19 protein-coding genes are annotated in these 16525 nt (G+C 72.3%); 5 read left to right on the top strand and 14 right to left on the bottom strand.

From position 1 onward, the window contains the following. Positions 1–51 precede the first annotated feature (51 nt). From PHZ_RS15485 to PHZ_RS15465, 5 genes are all read right to left on the bottom strand, one after another. Positions 52–2181 carry a M13 family metallopeptidase gene (locus PHZ_RS15485; protein ID WP_012523339.1) on the bottom strand — a complete coding sequence of 710 codons (2130 nt, stop codon included), beginning with the start codon at positions 2179–2181 and terminating at the stop codon, positions 52–54. A gap of 151 nt (positions 2182–2332) precedes the next feature. Further along, positions 2333–3040 (bottom strand): Crp/Fnr family transcriptional regulator, encoded by a 708-nt coding sequence (locus tag PHZ_RS15480; protein WP_012523338.1) that lies wholly within the window; start codon positions 3038–3040, stop codon positions 2333–2335. A 303-nt stretch (positions 3041–3343) separates the two neighbouring features. Continuing rightward, positions 3344–3838, bottom strand: a complete 495-nt coding sequence (locus tag PHZ_RS15475; protein ID WP_012523337.1) for a pyridoxamine 5'-phosphate oxidase family protein — start codon at positions 3836–3838, stop codon at positions 3344–3346. 79 nt (positions 3839–3917) lie between these two features. After that, entirely contained in the window at positions 3918–5594 is a 1677-nt protein-coding gene (locus PHZ_RS15470; RefSeq protein WP_012523336.1) for an amidohydrolase, read from the bottom strand. Positions 5595–5950: 356 nt separating this feature from the next. After that, positions 5951–6133: a hypothetical protein gene (locus PHZ_RS15465; RefSeq protein ID WP_041373604.1), complete on the bottom strand. Its 183-nt coding sequence runs from the start codon at positions 6131–6133 to the stop codon at positions 5951–5953. A 91-nt stretch (positions 6134–6224) separates the two neighbouring features. Between PHZ_RS15465 and PHZ_RS15460 the strand changes: the two genes are divergently transcribed. Next, a complete protein-coding gene (locus PHZ_RS15460; RefSeq protein ID WP_012523335.1) occupies positions 6225–7400 on the top strand; it encodes an MFS transporter in 1176 nt (391 codons plus the stop codon). Positions 7401–7549: 149 nt separating this feature from the next. Then, positions 7550–8689: a hypothetical protein gene (locus PHZ_RS15455; RefSeq protein ID WP_012523334.1), complete on the top strand. Its 1140-nt coding sequence runs from the start codon at positions 7550–7552 to the stop codon at positions 8687–8689. Here PHZ_RS15455 and PHZ_RS15450 read toward each other — a convergent pair. Together PHZ_RS15450 and PHZ_RS15445 are read right to left on the bottom strand one after the other, a co-directional pair. Continuing rightward, on the bottom strand, positions 8679–8912 hold the full coding sequence (locus PHZ_RS15450) for a hypothetical protein (protein WP_041373603.1): 234 nt from the start codon (positions 8910–8912) through the stop codon (positions 8679–8681). The genes PHZ_RS15455 and PHZ_RS15450 overlap by 11 nt on opposite strands. 41 nt (positions 8913–8953) lie before the next feature. Next, positions 8954–9787 (bottom strand): N-acyl homoserine lactonase family protein, encoded by an 834-nt coding sequence (locus tag PHZ_RS15445; protein ID WP_012523333.1) that lies wholly within the window; start codon positions 9785–9787, stop codon positions 8954–8956. Between the two features lie 320 nt (positions 9788–10107). Here PHZ_RS15445 and PHZ_RS15440 point away from each other — a divergent pair, with 320 nt between their 5' ends. Then, positions 10108–10983 carry an alpha/beta fold hydrolase gene (locus PHZ_RS15440; RefSeq protein WP_012523332.1) on the top strand — a complete coding sequence of 292 codons (876 nt, stop codon included), beginning with the start codon at positions 10108–10110 and terminating at the stop codon, positions 10981–10983. 4 nt (positions 10984–10987) lie between these two features. On the opposite strand, the gene PHZ_RS15435 is transcribed toward PHZ_RS15440, so the two are convergent. The 4 genes from PHZ_RS15435 to PHZ_RS15420 form a co-directional block, all read right to left on the bottom strand. After that, positions 10988–11512 (bottom strand): hypothetical protein, encoded by a 525-nt coding sequence (locus PHZ_RS15435; protein WP_041373602.1) that lies wholly within the window; start codon positions 11510–11512, stop codon positions 10988–10990. Further along, complete coding sequence (locus PHZ_RS15430) at positions 11512–12648, bottom strand: alpha/beta fold hydrolase (protein WP_012523331.1); 1137 nt, start codon at positions 12646–12648, stop codon at positions 11512–11514. Before PHZ_RS15430 ends, PHZ_RS15435 begins: the two co-directional genes overlap by 1 nt. 26 nt (positions 12649–12674) lie before the next feature. Beyond that, a complete protein-coding gene (locus PHZ_RS15425; RefSeq protein ID WP_012523330.1) occupies positions 12675–13091 on the bottom strand; it encodes a DUF1801 domain-containing protein in 417 nt (138 codons plus the stop codon). Positions 13092–13266: 175 nt separating this feature from the next. Next, on the bottom strand, positions 13267–13692 hold the full coding sequence (locus PHZ_RS15420) for a DUF1801 domain-containing protein (protein WP_083770972.1): 426 nt from the start codon (positions 13690–13692) through the stop codon (positions 13267–13269). A 135-nt stretch (positions 13693–13827) separates the two neighbouring features. Between PHZ_RS15420 and PHZ_RS15415 the strand changes: the two genes are divergently transcribed. After that, complete coding sequence (locus tag PHZ_RS15415; protein WP_049758290.1) at positions 13828–14331, top strand: hypothetical protein; 504 nt, start codon at positions 13828–13830, stop codon at positions 14329–14331. Between the two features lie 72 nt (positions 14332–14403). Further along, positions 14404–15009, top strand: coding sequence for a DUF6151 family protein (locus PHZ_RS15410; protein WP_012523328.1), 606 nt, complete (start codon positions 14404–14406; stop codon positions 15007–15009). A gap of 11 nt (positions 15010–15020) precedes the next feature. Here PHZ_RS15410 and PHZ_RS15405 read toward each other — a convergent pair whose 3' ends face one another. Genes PHZ_RS15405 through PHZ_RS21845 form a run of 3 tightly spaced genes read right to left on the bottom strand, consistent with a single transcriptional unit; the run spans position 15021 to position 16364 of the window. After that, complete coding sequence (locus PHZ_RS15405; protein WP_049758289.1) at positions 15021–15479, bottom strand: hypothetical protein; 459 nt, start codon at positions 15477–15479, stop codon at positions 15021–15023. Between the two features lie 59 nt (positions 15480–15538). Further along, positions 15539–15616 carry a hypothetical protein gene (locus tag PHZ_RS23850; RefSeq protein ID WP_407946765.1) on the bottom strand — a complete coding sequence of 26 codons (78 nt, stop codon included), beginning with the start codon at positions 15614–15616 and terminating at the stop codon, positions 15539–15541. A gap of 55 nt (positions 15617–15671) precedes the next feature. Next, positions 15672–16364: a terminase small subunit-like protein gene (locus tag PHZ_RS21845; protein ID WP_049758287.1), complete on the bottom strand. Its 693-nt coding sequence runs from the start codon at positions 16362–16364 to the stop codon at positions 15672–15674. Between the last annotated feature and the right edge of the window lie 161 nt (positions 16365–16525).

Raw genomic sequence — 16525 nt, 5'->3', positions numbered from 1 at the left:
CTCCACGCGTTCCTTCACATCAGAACGCCCGGAAGCCCGCCTTGATCAAGATCACCAGATGCGGACGCGCTCTTCCGGGGCGACGTAGAGCTCGTCGCCCGGCTTCACGTCCCAGGCCGTGTACCAGCCGGGGATGTTCCGGATCGTGCCGTTCACCCGGTAGTAGGCCGGCGAGTGCGGGTCGGTGACGACCTGCTGGCGCAGGGCCTCGTCCCGGATCTTCTCGCGCCACACCTGGGCCCAGCCGAGGAACACGCGCTGGTCGCCGGTCAGGCCGTCGATCACCGGCGCGGGCTTGCCGTCCAGCGAGGCGTGGTAGGCGTCCAGGCCCAGCGACAGGCCGCCCAGGTCGCCGATGTTCTCGCCCATGGTCAGGCCGCCCTGCACCTTGGCGCCCGGCAGCGGCTCGAATTCCGAGTACTGGGCGCCCAGCTTGTCGGCCTGGGCCTTGAACTTGGCGTTGTCCTCGGCGGTCCACCAGTCGCGCAGCACGCCGTCGCCGTCGGACTTGCGGCCTTGGTCGTCGAAGCCGTGGCTGATCTCGTGGCCGATCACCCCGCCGATGCCGCCGTAGTTGATGGCCGGATCCGCGTCGGGATCGAAGAACGGCGGCTGCAGGATCGCCGCCGGGAACACGATCTCGTTGTTCGCGAAGTTGTAGTAGGCGTTCACGGTCTGGGGGGTCATCCCCCATTCCTTCTTGTCCACCGGCTGGTCCAGCCGGGCCACGTTGCGCCGCCACTGGAAGGCGCCGGCGCGCAGGGCGTTGCCGTAGAGGTCGTTCGGCTTCAGCTCCAGCTTGGCGTAGTCGCGCCACGCCTCGGGGTAGCCGATCTTCACGGTGAACTTGCGCAGCTTGTCGTGCGCCTGGGCCTTGGTCTCGGGACCCATCCACTCCAGCTTGTCGATGCGCGCGGCCATGGCGGTGCGGATGTTCGCCACCAGGTCGTCCATCTTCGCCTTGGCGTCCGGCGTGAAGTAGCGGGCCACGTAGACCCGGCCGATGGACTCGCCGATCGCCCGGTCCATGAACGCGGCGGCGCGCTTCCAGCGGGCCTGCAGCTCGGGCTGACCGGCCAGCTCCTTGTTGCGGAACTCGAAGTTGGCCTGCACGAACCGCTTCGACAGCAGCGGCGCGGCGCCGTCGGCCAGGTGGAAGGCCTGCCACGCCTTCAGGGTCGGCAGCGGGGTGTCGGCGTAGACCTTGGCGAACTTCGGGAAGGCGGTGTTCGTGGTCACCACGATCCGGTCCACCTTCGGCAGTTCGCTGCCCTCGAGGTAGCGGTTCCAGTCGAAGCCCGGGGTGTAGGCGGCGAGCTCGGCCGGGGTCATCGGGTTGTAGGTCTTGTCGCGGTCGCGGCGCTCGACGCGGGTCCAGCTGGCCTCGGCCAGCTTGGTCTCGAAGTCGACGATGGCCTTCGCGTTCTCGGCCGGCTTCTCCCAGCCGATCATCGTCAGCATCTGCTGCACGTAGGCCTGGTACTTGGCCTTCTTCTCGGCGAAGCCGGGCTGCAGGTAGTAGTCGCGGTCGGGCAGGCCCAGGCCGCCGGTCGCGCTCATCACCGCGTACTTCGTCGGCGCCTTGGCGTCGATCGAGATGTAGACCGGCAGGATCGAGGTGAAGCCGGTGGTGTTGGCCTTGCCCATCAGGGCGGTGAAGTCCGCCTTGGTCTTCACGGCGCGGATCTGGGCCAGTTCGGGCTGGATCGGCTTGGCGTCCAGCTTCTCGGCCAGGGCCTCGTCCATGTAGGAGGCGTAGCCGGCGGCGATCTTGGCGGCGTCGGGATCGTTCAGCTTGCCGGCCTTGGCCTCTTCCAGGATCGCGTGCAGCCGCGCGTCGGACAGCTCGCGCAGCTTGTTGAAGTTGCCCCAGCGGACGCGGTCGGACGGGATCTCGGTGGTCCGGTCCCACTCGCCGTTGGCGAACTTGAAGAAGTCATCGCCCGGCTTCACCGAGCGGTCCATGCCCGTCAGGTCGAAGCCCCACGTCCCGTAGCGCGGAGTCTCCAGCGAGGCGGCCGCCCCGGCGCCGGCGGTCGTGTCGGCGGCGTCGAACAGCAGCTCGGTCGCGCAGGCCTGGTCGGCGCAGTCGTGGATTTCGTGGGCCTGCGAGGTCGCCGCCAGGCCGAGCGCGGCCGTGGCCGTCGCGGCCAGCAGGAAGTTGCGCGTGAAGCGGGTCATGAACCTTCTCTCGAACACGATTGTGCGGGCTCCCTGGGCGGGAACCTCCCTAAGCGCCGAAAGAAAGAGGGAAATCCTGCCCGGCGCAATCGAAACCGGAGGTATCGGCCGCTCCCCGCCCCCCGCGCCCCCGCTCAAGGGCGGGGCGGGATCACCCCGGCAGCAGGCGGTGGTAGTTGCGGCGGATCACGCCGTAGCACTCGCAGGCCAGGGTCTCGAGCCCGCCGCGGTCCAGGATGTCCACGACGCCGCGGCGGTAGCGGATCAGGCCCTTCTCCTGCAGCGAGCGGGCCACGGCGGTGACCGTCGTGCGCTGCACGCCCAGCATGTCGGCCAGGAACTCCTGGGTCAGGGCCACGGTGTCGGTGGAGATCCGGTCGTGGCAGGTCAGCAGCCAGCGGCAGAACCGCGCCTCCACCGAGTGCAGGGCGTTGCAGGCCACCGACTGGATGGCGTGGCCGAACAGCGCCTCGGTGTGCCGGTCCACCAGGTCCTTCAGCCGCGCGCTGCGGCTCCAGGCCTCGTGCAGCCGCTCGGCGCTGATCCGGGCGGCGCGCAGCGGCGTCTGGACGAGGGCGCGCGACAGCGACTGGCGCGGGGCGACGGCGGCCATCAGGCCCAGGGCGCCCTCCGGCCCGATGGTGGCGCTTTCGATGGCCGCGCCGTTGTCCATCAGGGTCATCAGCGAGATCACCCCGTCGTGCGGGAAGTAGACGGACTCGATGGGATCGCCCGGGTCGTAGAGCAGCCGGCCGCGCTCCAGCTCCACCTGGGCCAGGTGCGGCGCCAGCAGCGCGTAATCGTCAGCCGGAAGCGCTTCGAGCAGACTGTTCTGCAACGCGGGGACGGGCCTCTGCATCGGGGATTTGAAACGCCGCCGTGCGGCGGGGGTTTCAAGTTATCGATGCGCACGCCGCAACACTGTCGTGAACTCGACACTGCCTATGGTTGGCGGTGGAAAATAGAGAAAAATCCTCAGCTCTCGACGCAAGAGACGGTGCGGGCGAGTGCTTATGCCGCTGTCGGATATGCGACTTAACTATAGCTGGCGGGCCGCTCGACCGCCGAATCAGGACGAATCATCAATTGGGATGGAGGGGCGGCGCCGTTACGTCTATTCGGCGCCGCCAAGTCGACACGATGATCGGGGGTTGCCGTCCTGCTAGTGCAGGTTGATGTCCCGCCGGTCGCCGACGTCCGGCGTGCGGCCGGTGGCGTTCGCCCGGGCGATCTCCCAGGCGTAGCGGACCGGGCCGACCTCCGAGATCCAGACCGCCGCGTCCGTGGCGTCCAGGCACAGCATGGTCAGCCGCGGGTCATCCTTGCCCTCGGGGTACCAGGCGGCCACGTGGGCGTTCCAGTAGCGGTCCATCCGGGTCCGGTCGCGCTCCATCCGCAGCGTCCCGTCGATGCAGGCGTAGACGTCGCGGGTCTGCAGGATGAACACGCCTTCGCCGCGGCCCGTCTGGGCCGAGCGGGCGAGGTCCGTGTCCTCGTAGGTGAAGAACCAAAGCTGGTTCGTCTCGCGCTCGAGGAAGGCGGTCATCGGCTGGTAGTGGTGGCCATCGCCCGAGACGCCGAGCATCCCGATCTGGTGCTTCTCGACGGCGTCCCAGAGGCGGTCCTGGGCTTCGGCTTGGGTGACTTCGTGGGCCATGCGGGGCGCTCCAAGGCTTGAGGTTGCGGGTCGCGCCCTCAACCCCCGGCTCCCCGAGGGGTTCCTCGGTCCGGCCCGCCTAGCGCCGTTCGAACACCACCTGGCCGTCCACCACGGTCAGCACCGCATGGCCCTTGGGGATCGCCTCGGCCGGCGCGGTCATCAGGTCGACCGAGAAGGCCGACAGGTCCGCCCGCTTGCCCGGCTCGATGCTCCCGAGCTCGTCCTCGGCGAAGCGGGCGAAGGCGGCGTTCGAGGTGAACAGCTTCAGGGCCTCGGCGCGGGACAGCGCCTCCTTGGGGCGCCAGGCCGGGGTCGAGAAGCCGGCGAGGTCCTTGCGCGCGACCGCGGCGTAGAACTCGATCAGGGGATCGCCGCGCTCGACCGGGGCGTCCGAGCCGCCCACCACGACGGCCCCGGCGTCGGTCAGGCTCTTCCAGGCATAGGCGCCGTCCAGCCGTTCGTCCCCCAGACGGGCGGGGGCGAAGTGCAGGTCGCCGATGGCGTGGCTGGGCTGCATCGAGGCGATCACCGCATGGTCCGTGAAGCGCCGGATGTCCGCCGGGCGCACGACCTGGGCGTGCTCGACCCGCCAGCGCGGCGCGGCCCGCCGCACATGGGCCGGAACGTTCGCGAACACCTGCTCGTAGAGGTCCAGCACCACGGCGTTGCCGCGGTCGCCGATGGCGTGGGTGGCGACCTGGATCCCCGAGCCCCAGGCCTTCTCCATCGCCGCCTTCATCTCCTCGGGCGGTGTCAGGATCAGCCCGCGGGTCTGGTGCGCGTCGGCATAGGGCTCGAACAGCGCCGCCCCGCGCGAGCCCAGCGCTCCGTCGGCATAGATCTTCACCGCCCGGGTGGTGATCCGTCCGTCCGGGCTGGCGCGCGGGCCACCTTCCAGCAGCGGCCCCGCCTGGCCCACGTCCACGGCGTTGTAGACCCGCAGGGGCGCCTGGCCCTTGGCCGCCAGGTCCTCCAGCAGGGCGACGTCGGCCCACTCGACGCTCATGCTGTGCACGCCGGTCCAGCCGTAGGCCGTCTCGACCTTGAAGGCGGCGGCGTAGGCCTCGCGCCTGTCGGCCTCGCTGGGCGGCCGCCGCAGGTCCGCCACCAGGTCCATGGCGTTGTCCACCAGCATGCCCGTGGGCCGCCCGTCCGCGTCCTTCAGGATCTCCCCTCCGGCGGGCGCCTTGGTCGTCTCGTCGATGCCCGCCGCCTTCAGCGCCGCCGTGTTGGCGACCAGCGCATGGCCGTCGGCGCGCACCAGCAGCACCGGCTGGTGCGGGGCCGCGTGGTCCAGGTCCTTCCGGTGCAGGAAGCGGCCCTCGGGCCAGCCCGTCTCGATCCAGCCGCGGCCCCAGACAGGCCCATCGGGCTTGCGCGCCGCCAGATGCGCCGCCAGCCGCTCGGTCACCTCGGCGGCCGACTTCGCGCCTTCCAGGTTCAGCGACAGCTCGCGCTCGCCGATCCCGCGCAGGTGGGCGTGGCCGTCGGTGAAGCCGGGGAACAGGGCCGCGCCCTTCAGGTCCACCACCCGGGTTCCGGGCCCGACCTGGGCCTGGGCCCCGGCCCGGTCGCCGACGTAGGCGATCCGCCCGCCGCGCACCGTCACCGCCTCGGCCGTCGGCCGGGCCTGGGCGTTCGTGTGGATCGGGCCGCCCCAGATGACGAGGTCGGCGTCCTGCGCGCTCGCCGGGCCGGCGCCGAGGAGAGCAAGGGCGAGGAGGGCGAGGGGCGTGGAAATCGGGGTCCGCATCCCGCCAGGCTAGCGGGCCGGGGGGCGGCTGCGCCAGAGCCCAAAGACGGGAGCCCAAAGACGGGGCCCAAAATGGGTACGCCGAGCATCGCGGGCCGCGGCGGGCTTGTGGCAGGGCGGAGGCGTGCTGCTCGACCTCATCCTGGGATCGCCCCGCTTCCCGCGCGATCCGCTGATCAGCCGCTATCCGCGGCCCATGACCGCCGCGGAGGCCCGCAGCGAGGTGCGCATCGCCGCCCAGCTCCGCCGCCGCGTGCCCCTCGGCCATCCCTACGGCGTCGCGCCGACGTGGACCCCCTACGTCCTGGCGAGGGGGATCGCCGCCGTGGTGCGCGCGCTCGCCGAGCCGCCGGTCCTCAGTGGATCCCGTCCGCGTCGCCGCCGAGGCAGTGCTCGTAGATCACGCGCGCGGTCCCGCTGAGCGTGTCGGCGGCGCTGGTGAGCGCGGCGTTGCCGACGACGCTCTCGGCCGCCTCGGCCAGCCGGGCCAGCTCCTCGGCCACGGCGCAGAGCTTCAGATAGACGTCGCGGTCTGTCATGGCCCCTTGATGCGCTGCGTCGCGCCCGCGCGCCAGGGTTGACGTCCCGCTTTCGGCCGTCACGCTCGCAGCCGCCGCCGAGGAGACCTCCATGGCCCGACAGTCATCCCGCGTGCCGCGCACGGTGTGGGTCCTGGGGTTCGTCTCCCTCTTCATGGATGTCTCGTCCGAGCTGGTGCACAGCCTCCTCCCCCTGTTCCTGGTCGTGGGACTTGGCGCGTCTCCGGCCGTCCTGGGGGTGATCGAGGGGATCGCGGAGTCCACCGCCTCGGTCGCGAAGCTGTTCTCGGGCTGGCTCAGCGACCGGCTGGGCCGCCGCAAGCTGCTGGTCGCCTTGGGCTATGGCCTCGGAGCGGCCAGCAAGCCGCTGTTCCCGCTCGCGACCGCCCCCTGGATGGTTCTGGCCGCGCGGTTCGCCGACCGGGTGGGCAAGGGCGTGCGCGGGGCGCCCCGGGACGCTCTGGTGGCCGACGTCACTCCGCCCGGCCTCCGGGGCGCCGCCTATGGAGTGCGGCAGTCGCTGGATACGGTCGGCGCGTTCGTGGGGCCGCTCGCCGCCATCGGGCTGATGGCGCTTCTCGACGGCGACATACGGGCGGTCCTGATGCTGGCGGTCTTGCCGGCGGTGATCTCGGTCGTCCTGGTCGTGGCCGGCGTGGAGGAGCCGCGGGCCGGCGCTCCGCGTGCTGCGGCCACGCCGGTGCGTTGGTCCGAGGCGGGCGCCCTCGGCGTCGCCTTCTGGGGGGCGGTCGGCGTTGGCGTGGTCTTCACGCTCGCCCGCTTCAGCGAGGCATTCCTGATCCTGCGCGGCGCGGACCTGGGGTTCTCGGCGACCCTCGCCCCGCTCGTGCTTGTAGCGATGAACCTCGTCTACGCCGTCGCCGCGGCGCCGCTGGGCGGCCTTTCCGACCGCATCGGCCGCCGCCCGCTGCTGGCCGCAGGCCTCGTCGCCCTGGTGGCCGCCGATCTTGTCCTGGCCCTTGCTCCGGGCCCAACGGCCGTACTGATGGGCGCGGGGCTCTGGGGGCTGCACATGGCCCTGACCCAGGGACTGCTCTCGGCCGTCGTGGCCGACGCCGCGCCTCCGAGGCTGCGCGGCGCCGCTTTCGGCATGTTCAACCTGGCTACCGGCGTCGCCCTCCTCGCCGCGAGCACGCTGGCCGGCGTGCTGTGGGCGGCGCTCGGACCGGCGGCGACCTTCCTGGCCGGGGCGGCCTTCGCGGCCGTCGCGGGAGTTGGGCTCCTGGGGCTGCGTCGCCGCGGCTGACGCGGCTGCTTGTGGCGCCCTCGGATGTCGCCAGGTCTTGAGTCCGCGGACGGGGCCGTCCCGCTACGGTTGCGGGCCCTCGCCCATAGGTCATTTTCGGCCTCCTTAACGAAAGCGCGCCCATCTTCCGTCCGGGAACGGACGGCGGCATGAAGAGCCAAAATAGGGTGAGGCGCGGGACCCGCGACCTCCTGGCGCTGCAGGCGAACGGCGCGACGAGCCGGGTGCTGAACCTGTCGCTGGTGGCGACCCGCAACGGCCGCGATCCCGAGCACCGGCTGCAGCCGTTCTTCCTGAACCGCACGCTCAACACCTGCATCCTCCTGAAGCACCGGGTGCGCGCCGACGAGCGCTACGTCTTCGAGGGCGCGGCGCCGACCACCGCCACCAAGCTGATCCTGCCCTTCGCCAATTCGGACCTGACGCTGGGCGCGCGCTCGGTGTTCGTGGGCCAGCGCGGCTGGCGCGACCTGCTGCGCGACCTGTGCGACGATACCGCCGACATCCACCGCGACCTGCGGATGCTGGCCGTGATCGAGCGGCTGCCCTCGCTCGACCCCTTCCTGCTGCGCGAGCAGCTCAAGCGGCACGGCTTCGACGTCGCCCGCTGCTACTTCGCCATCTCGCCGGGCGACGCCGAGCGCATGCAGGCCTTCGTCCGCGGCGAGATCTCCAAGCTGATCGAGCTGGCCTTCGGGTCCAGCGCCGGGGCCGGCACGGCGCGCCTCGTCGAGATACTGCTCTCCACCGACGTGGACGAGCGGCTGGAGCCGTTGCGCGCGACCCTCGGCCTGGAGGGCGAGGCCTACAAGGAGGGCGTCTTCAGCTGGAAGGGCTTCCTCTACTACAAGTGGGTGATCGCCGACCTGTGGAGCCGGCTGGACGGCGTCGTCGCCGAGATGCGGGCGATGCGGGTCCTGGGCGGCCGGAACGCGAACGACGACCGGCGCTACATCGAGGAGGCCCAGCAGCGCCTGCAGGCGGCCATCGCCCAGCATCGCCGCGAGGCGGTGGAGACCCTGCAGGTCTACGACCGCGCCTTCCAGGACCTCACCGTCAAGGGCCGGCCGGTCGCCTTCCGTGAGTTCCTGGTGCAGGCGCCCGGCATGTTCATGACCTTGGGCGAGCGGATCGGGGCGATCTCGCACATCGCCAGCTTCTGGCGCTACCGCTTCCCCTCGCCGACGGGCGAGCCGGTCTTCGCCGACGAGTTCGCCGAGATCCTGCAGGACTTCGAGGCCAGCCTGGGCGTCGGGCCCGCTACAGCGGCCCCGCCCGCTAAGCCGTGAGGGTGAAGAGCAGTTCGCCGAACTCGCGCACGTCCACCGACTGGACGCCGCGATCGGTCAGGATCCGCCGCACGGCCGTCATCAGCTCCGCCTCCGAGCCGCAGGTCAGGGCCTCGAAGCGCGGCGGACCGTCGTCGCCGTGCAGGTAGAGCTCGTAGGTGCGGTGGATGCGAATGGGTCCTGGCCCGTGAACACGAATTCCCGAGGGCGCCGCGGATACCACCCGGGCGCGAGCGCCCGCACCCTGGGGATTCTACGTAGGTCTCACCGGAGCGGCTCGGGGAACCTCGGCATCGCCTCGAAGTCCTCGGGCACGTGCTGGCGGACGACCCGCGCCTTCTCCCGCGCCGCCAGCGCCTCCACGGCCTCGTAGCTGGCGAGCGTCTCGGCCCGGTCGACATTGAACCGCGGCACGCGTTTGCCCGCCCGGCTCTCGGCCGCGTGCCACAGGTCGCCGGTCAGCAGCACCGGTCCGGCCTTCGCCAGCCGCACCAGCAGCACCGTGTGGCCCGGGGTGTGGCCGGGGGCGGGCGCGATCAGCGCCGAGCCGTCCCCGAACACGTCGTGGGGCTGCTCGCCCACCTCGGCCGTCTTCGCGGTCTCGAGCGCCGAATAGGCGGCGAACTGGGTCTTGTTGGCCCGCGCCTGCGGCCGGAAGGCCCAGGCACGCTCGTCGGGATCGACAATCCACGTGGCGCCGGCGAACAGGCCGGCGTTGCCGATATGGTCGAAGTGACTGTGGCTCAGCGCCAGGTATTCGATGTCGGCCGGTGACAGCCCGAGCTCCGCGAGCTGGTCGGTCAGCTTGCGCTTCACCTCGACCCCGCCCGGCGCCTTGCCGCCCGGCATGTCGGCGATGGCCTGCGGCACGCCGGTGTCCCACAGGAGGTCGCCCTTCGGGTGGCGCACGAGGTAGCAGGGGACCACCATGGTCCGCTTCAGCCCCTTGTAGGCGCCGTCGTCGGCGTAGGGGTCGAGGTCCTGGTCGACCAGCCGCCCGCAATCCAGCGTGTAGAGCCGAACGTCCGGCGGCGCCGCCTGGGCCAGGCGCGGAACGGCGAGGAGGATGGCGAGAGCCAGGGCGGCGCGGCGGATCATGCTGGGAATCCCCAAGATATCAGTTGGCCGCAGGCTGCGCCGTGGCGCGCCCGCTGTCACCCCGCCGCACCACGCCCCGCGTCGCCGTCGTCGGTTCGTGCTCTGCGCCAGATCCGATCCCGACGATGTGATCGGCGCCCCGCTGGGCGCCTCGCCGCAGCGGAGTCATGCTCCCGCCGATCCCCGTTATGCGTGCCTCCGGCCTCCCCGCCGGACCTCCTGATCTTCCAGTGTCGCTGGTCCCCGCCTCGCGCCTTCGTGGGCCGTGGGCGCGCGCCGGCCCCTGTCGGTCCTCTCCCCTGAGCAGAAGGAGCCTTGCCATGCCCGAGATCACCACCCGCGACGGCGCCCGGATCTTCTACAAGGACTGGGGCCAGGGCCGGCCCATCGTGTTCAGCCACGGCTGGCCGCTGACCGCCGACGACTGGGACGCCCAGATGATGTTCTTCGGCGCCCAGGGCTACCGGGTCATCGCCCACGACCGGCGCGGCCACGGCCGCTCCAGCCAGACCTGGGACGGCAACGAGATGGACACCTACGCCGACGACCTGCGCGCGCTGGTCGAGGCGCTGGACCTGAAGGACGCCATCCACGTCGGCCACTCCACCGGCGGCGGCGAGGTGGCCCGCTACCTCGGCCGGCACGGGACCGACCGCGCGTCCATGGCCGTGCTGATCGGCGCCATCCCGCCGGTGATGGTCCGGAAGGAGTCCAACCCCGAGGGCACGCCCATCGAGGTCTTCGACGGCTACCGCAAGCTGCTGCTGGATGACCGCGCCCAGACCTACATCGACGTCCCGGCCGGCCCGTTCTTCGGCTTCAACCGGCCCGGCGCGAAGGTCAGCGAGGGCCTGATCCGCAAGTGGTGGCTGCAGGGCATGATGGGCGGGGTGAAGGCCCACTACGACTGCATCAAGGCCTTCTCCGAGACCGACTTCACCGAGGACCTGAAGTCGATCGACATCCCCGTCCTGCTGCTGCACGGCGACGACGACCAGATCGTCCCCATCCAGGCCGCGGCCCTGAAGGCGATCAAGCTGCTGCGGAAGGGGACGCTGAAGGTCTATCCGGGCCTGCCGCACGGGGTGGCCACGACCCACGCCGACCTCGTCAACGCCGACATGCTGGCCTTCTTCGAGGGCCGGCCCGTCGAGGGCGCGCACGCCGGGGAACGGGCTCTCGAGCCGGCCGAGTGACCGCCTAGCCCAGCGCCTGCCGGCACGCCTCGGCGAAGGCCGCGCGCGTGTCGGCGGGCAGGGGCGGCAGGCTCAGCGAGGTCGCGCCGTAGGTCACCGCCAGCGGCCGGCCCGCCGCCATCGCCTCGATCCAGGCCGCCGGCAGGGTCCCGCGCGCGGTCAGCGGCGCTTCCGGCGGGGCGTCCACCACCTGCGCCACCAGGGTGGCCAGCTCGTCGCCCGCGCTCAGGGTCAGCCGCTCCTCGCTGCCGATCCGGGCGATGGTGGGCGCTTCCACGTAGAGTTCGGCGGGGCCCCGGCGGCAGGCGATCCGCAGCCGCTCAGCGCCGCCGGGATAGCTCAGCACCGCCGCCGTCCCGGCCGTGGCCGAGGCGTCCAGGCTCCAGGCCTCCGCCGCCTGGGCGGGGGTGGCCACGGACGCGGCCAGCGGGACCTCCAGCACGGGCGGCGCCTCGGGCGCGCGCTCCTCCTCCCGCCCACACGCGGCCAGCAGCAGGCCGGCGCCGGCGGCGGCGATCAGCCGCCGCATCAGTCCACGCCCGGCCGGTCGGGCGGGGCGACGTCGCCCGCCCGCTCGGCGATCGGCCGGATGTCGTTGACGAGGTGCATCAGGACCTTCCCGGGCTGTTCCAGGTGCATCATGTGCGCCGACCGTTCGAACCAGAACAGCCCCTTCTGCGGCGCCTGCAGCCTGGCGTGCCAGTCGGCGGCGACCTTCGAGGGCGTCTGGTAGTCGCGGCGGCCCAGGAACAGGAACACCGGCGTCTCCACCCGGTTCACCTGCGCGAAGTCCAGCGCCGTCATGCCGGGCAGCAGCCGGATCAGCGCATCGCCGTCCGGCACGCCGGGCGACAGGTCCCGGTCGGTGTAGTCCGGCGAGATCTTCCGGGCGTTGAGGTCGTAGGCGAAGTCGGACCGTCCCATGGTCAGCCCGCCGTAGTGGATCACCCACTTGCGCTGGGTCACCACCTGCTCGAACGACAGCACGCCTTCGGCCGGCGGGTAGGGGGCGAGCGCCTCCAGCTCTCGCACCGCCTGGGCGTTGCCGTCGGCCCGGGCCATGCGCAGGGCGAAGTCGTAGCCGGCGGCCTCGTTGGCGTTCCAGTCCACGATCTGGCCCATGCCGACGTAGGCGTGCAGCCACTCGGGCCGCCGCCGGGCCAGGTTCAGCCCGATCACCGAGCCCCACGAATGGCCGAGAACGAAGACCTTCTCCTTGCCGTAGCGCTCGCGCAGGTGGGCGACCATCGCCTCGCCGTCGGCGGTCATCTGCTCGACCGTCACCGTCGGGCCGACCGCGGCGTGGTCGGCGCCGACCGCGGTCTTGCCCGCCGCCCGCTGGTCCCACTGGACGACGGTGAAGAAGTCCTCCCACGGGCTCTGGTACAGCCAGCTCACCGGCATTTCGGTCGAGGCCGGGCCGCCGTGGATGAACAGCAGGATCGGGTTGCGCCGGTCGCGGCCGCGCACGCTGATCCACTGCGGCAGGCCGTTGATCTCCACGGCCCGCAGCTCCTCGATCCCCTGCGGCGAGACGATCTTGCGCGCGTCCCGGATGATCGCCCGCGCGTCGTCGCGCGAGAACGGCTTCGGTTCGCTCTGGGCGCTGGCCGGCAGCGCGGCGAGGGCGGCCAGCAGGCCGAGGGCGAGGGCGGTCGGACGCATGCGGAACTCCGGGACGGGCGCCCTTGCTAGGATGCGCCGCCCGCCGCTGTCGAGCCGCGGCCCCGCTTGCCCCCGTTCAGCGCGGCGGCCGCCCGGATCAGCGCCTTGAACGCCTCGGGCTCCAGCGCCTCGCCCTCGTGGATGTCGATGGCCCGGCGGGTGTTCCCCTCCAGGCTGGCGTTGAACAGGCCGGCCGGGTCGGGCAGCGCCGCCCCCTTCGCGAACGTCAGCTTCACCGCCGCCTTGTAGGTCTCGCCGGTGCACAGGATGCCGTCCTGCGACCACACCGGCACCCCGCGCCACTTCCACTCCTCCGTCACGTCCGGACAGGCCTCGTGGATCAGCGCCCGCACCCGCGCCAGCGTCTCCCCGCGCCAGTCGCCCAGCTCGGCGATCCGCGCATCGATCAGCCGGGACGCGGAGGGCTCGCTCGTCGCGGTCATGTCGGTCTCCTCAGGTCTCTGTCCCCTCCTCTCCCCCGCGAAGCGAGAGGGAGAGGATCGAGGAGAGGGGGCCCGCGCCAGCGGACCTGCGACCGCCCCACTCGCTCAGCTCGCCCTCTCCCCGCTTCTCCCTCTCCGGGCTGCGCCCGGGGGGAGAGGAGAGGAGGGGGATGCGTCACAGCCGCTCGCCGGGCCGGCCGGCGGCCTGCCGGACCCAGCCCGCGAACTGCGCCTCGTCGAACGCCCCGTCCTCGCGCCAGTCCTCGTGGACATGCAGGTAGCGGGTGTTCGGATGCTTCGAGCCCACCGGCGGCGGCGGGTCCAGGGCCGCCCCGTTCAGGAACGCCACCTTCACGTAGCGGTCGAAGCAATGGAAGCTCAGGAACCAGCCCTCGTCGCCCGGCGCGCCGTAGAAGGGCGAGTTCCACTTCACCGCCTTGCGCACGCCGGGAACGGCCCCCGCGATGACGGCGTCCAGCCGCCGGCCCACGTCGTGCTTCCAGCCCGGCATGGCGGCGATGTAGGCCTGCACGGGCCCGTCGCCGTCGCCCTTGGGAATCTGCGGATTGCCGCCCGAGAGCAGCTTCGGCTGATCGGCCATCGCCGGCCTCCTTTCCGTCCGGTTTCGCCGGCGCCGGGCGCCGGGTCGTCGCGCCACGATAGGCCAGCCTTCGCCGGGCTTCCAACCGTCGCCCCGGCCTTTACAGCCGCCCGCCGCCGCCGGCACAGTCGCGCCATGACGAAGTTCCGACGGGCGGCCCTGGCGGCGGTGCTGGCCGTGACCCTGCCCCTGGCCGCCTGTTCGCGGGACGATGCCGCCGCCCCGGCGCCCGCGAGCGCGCCCGTCCCGACGGCCGTCGGCGGCGGTTCGGATATCGTGCTCTCGCCCCTCGCAGCTGCGGACATCGACGCCGCGGCCCTTCCCGGCGAGCTCGTCTGCAGCTTCACGGGGGCGGACGGGGCGGTGCTGCTGCTCGCCCGCGGCGACGTGGCCTCGGACGCGCCGGCCCTCGGCGTGGTGAAAGCGGCCGGCCATGCCGAGCGCCTCGCCGCGCCCGGCGGCTTCGACGGCATGCTGCGGGGCGCGACCTTCGCCGGCCGGGGCATGACGGTCCGCATCGTGCTCACCGGCCCGCCCGCCGGCGGCGGCGAGTCCCCGCCGCGTCCCGCCACGCTCGGCTACCGGGACGCCGACGGCGCCGAGAGCGCCTGGCCCGGCCAGTGGACCTGCGGGCCGTAGCGGCGGCGGTCCGGTTGACAGCATCGACGCCCGCGGGCACGCCTCGACGCTCTCGGGACCGCGAGGCGGTGAATGCTCTACCCCCTGTCCTGCCGGTGCGGCGCGGTGCGCGGGACGGTCGAGACCGCCGCGCCGCACGAGCGGATCGTCTGCTACTGCGCCGACTGCCAGGCCTATGCGCACCTCCTCGGCCGCCCCGCCGAGGACCTCGATGCGCGCGGCGGCACGCACGCGCTGCTCACCGTCCCGAGCGCCATCCGGATCGAGACGGGCGCCGAGCGGCTGGCGTGCGTGCGCATGACCGGGCGCGGGCCGATCCGCTGGTACGCGGCCTGCTGCGACACTCCGGTCGCCAACACGGGTCCGGTGATGGAGGCCGCCTACGCCTCGCTCCTGGGGCCGGTCCTGGGCGGCGCCGGTCCGGCGCTCGACGCCGCCTTCGGCCCGGCCCGGCTGTTCGGCTTCGTCCACAACGCCAGGGGCGAGCCGAAGCCGCCGCGCACGCCGTTCCTCGGCGTCTACTTGCGGGTGGTCGCGCGGAGCCTCAGGGCGCGGTTCGACGGCTCCTACCGGCGCACGCCGTTCTTCGATCCGGCCACCGGCCGGCCCCGGGCCGAACCGAGGCGCCTCGCGCCCGAAGAGCGGGCGCGCCTCGTGGCCGCCGCGGCGCAGGGGTAGGGCCGCCCCCCTCACGCCGTCCGCTCGAAGCGCATCACCCAGTTCACCTCCCAGGTCGCCCCGCCGTCGGGCGAGAACGCCTGCTCCCAGCGCGCGCTGTCCGGCGTGATCTGCGACCAGACGAACCGCACCAGGATCGGCCGCCCGTCCAGCGTGTCCTCGGCGAGGAACGTGCCGACCCCGTCCTCGAACCCGCCCGTCACCGGCGGGTCCAGCGCGCCCGAGCGGCCGTCGTGCCACCAGATCGACCACCGGCCCGTCGCGGGGTCCCGGCGCCGGAAGGCGGCGGCGCGGTAGGCGCCGGCCGGATCGTCCAGGTGGTTGTCCTCGACGTTCGCCTCGCCGCCCATCACCTCGAACGCGCGGCAGGTCCCGCCGAACTCGATCCACTCGTCCGACCCGCACAGCCGGTGCTTCAGCTTGCGGTGGCGCACCCGCCACTCGCCCGTCTGGAACCCGAAATCGCCCATCGCCCGTCTCCCGCTCTGATGGGGAGGGCATAGCCGGCCGCTGCTGACACCCCCTGTCATCAGTCGCCGCGCGCACGCCCCCTCCTCCCCCACCGGGGGAGGGGGACCGCGAAGCGGTGGAGGGGGCTTCCGCTCAGAACCCGCAGCCGCCGCCCGACACCTCGGGCCCGCCGCAGGGCAGGGGACCGCCCCTCAGAACAGCCCCTCTTCCTCGCTGCGTCCCCACACCTTGGGCGTCAGCCGCCCCAGCCGGCCCTCCAGCCGCGCCACCCTGGCCTTGGCCCGCGCCAGCATCTCCCGGGTCGTCCCCTGGATCGGCAGGTCCGACGCCAGGTGGATCTTCAGCTTCAGGGCCCGGCGCTGCTGGGCCCGCGCCTCCGCCACCATCCGCGCGAACTCGGGCTCGGTCCTCAGCCAGCGATAGACCACCTTGCTCGACGGCATGGCCGGGTCGGCGTTGATGGCGCTCATCGCCTCGCCGCGCGCCAGCCGGGCGCAGATCGCCTCGCCCGCCGCGCGGGTGTAGCTGCTGGGCCGCCCGCGCCGCCACCAGCGCCTGCCCAGCACCCTGGCCTTGTGCGGGCCCCAGAACGCCTTGGCCTGCCGCTTCTCCTCCCACCGCTCGCGCCGCTCGGCGGCCAGCTCGGCCCGCAGCGCCCGGTACGCCTCGCCGAACTCGGCGAACGTCCGCACCCAGTGGAACAGGGTGGCGTACGAGGGCATGTCCGGATCGGCGGTGATCTCCTTGATCGTCATCCCCCGCGCCATCCGCCGCAGGATCTCGCGGCAGGTCGCCTCGTGGCACGAGGTCTCCCGGAACCCCGCCCGGTGGTCCACCGCCGGCCACCACTCCCCCTCGCCCTCGAACCAGTGCTGCGCCGGCATGCCGCCAAGGCTAGCGCAAAATAGAACAAAAAGCGAACAGAAAGTTCGTTCCGCGGATACTTCGTTCTGCGGATACTTCGTTCTGGGGATACCTAGAAGCTCCATCGCGGGCAGGCATGTGGAGCCGCTTCCACCCCTACTTGGTTTTGTCGGCGGCTGAC

The organism is Phenylobacterium zucineum HLK1 (assembly GCF_000017265.1).
GTDB classification, from domain to species: Bacteria; Pseudomonadota; Alphaproteobacteria; order Caulobacterales; family Caulobacteraceae; genus Phenylobacterium; species Phenylobacterium zucineum.
Note: the sequence above shows the minus strand (reverse complement) of the source record. Positions and strands in the feature narration are given on the sequence as shown.

What these genes read in the sequence shown, in the direction of transcription:
- PHZ_RS15475 (WP_012523337.1), bottom strand. Translation starts at nt 3,838, where the DNA reads ATGGCCCACGAAGTCACCCAAGCCGAAGCCCAGGACCGCCTCTGGGAC.
- PHZ_RS21845 (WP_049758287.1), bottom strand. Translation starts at nt 16,364, where the DNA reads ATGCCGGCGCAGCACTGGTTCGAGGGCGAGGGGGAGTGGTGGCCGGCG.
- PHZ_RS15470 (WP_012523336.1), bottom strand. Translation starts at nt 5,594, where the DNA reads ATGCGGACCCCGATTTCCACGCCCCTCGCCCTCCTCGCCCTTGCTCTC.
- PHZ_RS15405 (WP_049758289.1), bottom strand. Translation starts at nt 15,479, where the DNA reads ATGGGCGATTTCGGGTTCCAGACGGGCGAGTGGCGGGTGCGCCACCGC.
- PHZ_RS15420 (WP_083770972.1), bottom strand. Translation starts at nt 13,692, where the DNA reads ATGGCCGATCAGCCGAAGCTGCTCTCGGGCGGCAATCCGCAGATTCCC.
- PHZ_RS15440 (WP_012523332.1), top strand. Translation starts at nt 10,108, where the DNA reads ATGCCCGAGATCACCACCCGCGACGGCGCCCGGATCTTCTACAAGGAC.
- PHZ_RS15425 (WP_012523330.1), bottom strand. Translation starts at nt 13,091, where the DNA reads ATGACCGCGACGAGCGAGCCCTCCGCGTCCCGGCTGATCGATGCGCGG.
- PHZ_RS15455 (WP_012523334.1), top strand. Translation starts at nt 7,550, where the DNA reads ATGAAGAGCCAAAATAGGGTGAGGCGCGGGACCCGCGACCTCCTGGCG.
- PHZ_RS15460 (WP_012523335.1), top strand. Translation starts at nt 6,225, where the DNA reads ATGGCCCGACAGTCATCCCGCGTGCCGCGCACGGTGTGGGTCCTGGGG.
- PHZ_RS15435 (WP_041373602.1), bottom strand. Translation starts at nt 11,512, where the DNA reads ATGCGGCGGCTGATCGCCGCCGCCGGCGCCGGCCTGCTGCTGGCCGCG.
- PHZ_RS15410 (WP_012523328.1), top strand. Translation starts at nt 14,404, where the DNA reads ATGCTCTACCCCCTGTCCTGCCGGTGCGGCGCGGTGCGCGGGACGGTC.
- PHZ_RS15465 (WP_041373604.1), bottom strand. Translation starts at nt 6,133, where the DNA reads ATGACAGACCGCGACGTCTATCTGAAGCTCTGCGCCGTGGCCGAGGAG.
- PHZ_RS15430 (WP_012523331.1), bottom strand. Translation starts at nt 12,648, where the DNA reads ATGCGTCCGACCGCCCTCGCCCTCGGCCTGCTGGCCGCCCTCGCCGCG.
- PHZ_RS15415 (WP_049758290.1), top strand. Translation starts at nt 13,828, where the DNA reads ATGACGAAGTTCCGACGGGCGGCCCTGGCGGCGGTGCTGGCCGTGACC.
- PHZ_RS15485 (WP_012523339.1), bottom strand. Translation starts at nt 2,181, where the DNA reads ATGACCCGCTTCACGCGCAACTTCCTGCTGGCCGCGACGGCCACGGCC.
- PHZ_RS15480 (WP_012523338.1), bottom strand. Translation starts at nt 3,040, where the DNA reads ATGCAGAGGCCCGTCCCCGCGTTGCAGAACAGTCTGCTCGAAGCGCTT.
- PHZ_RS15445 (WP_012523333.1), bottom strand. Translation starts at nt 9,787, where the DNA reads ATGATCCGCCGCGCCGCCCTGGCTCTCGCCATCCTCCTCGCCGTTCCG.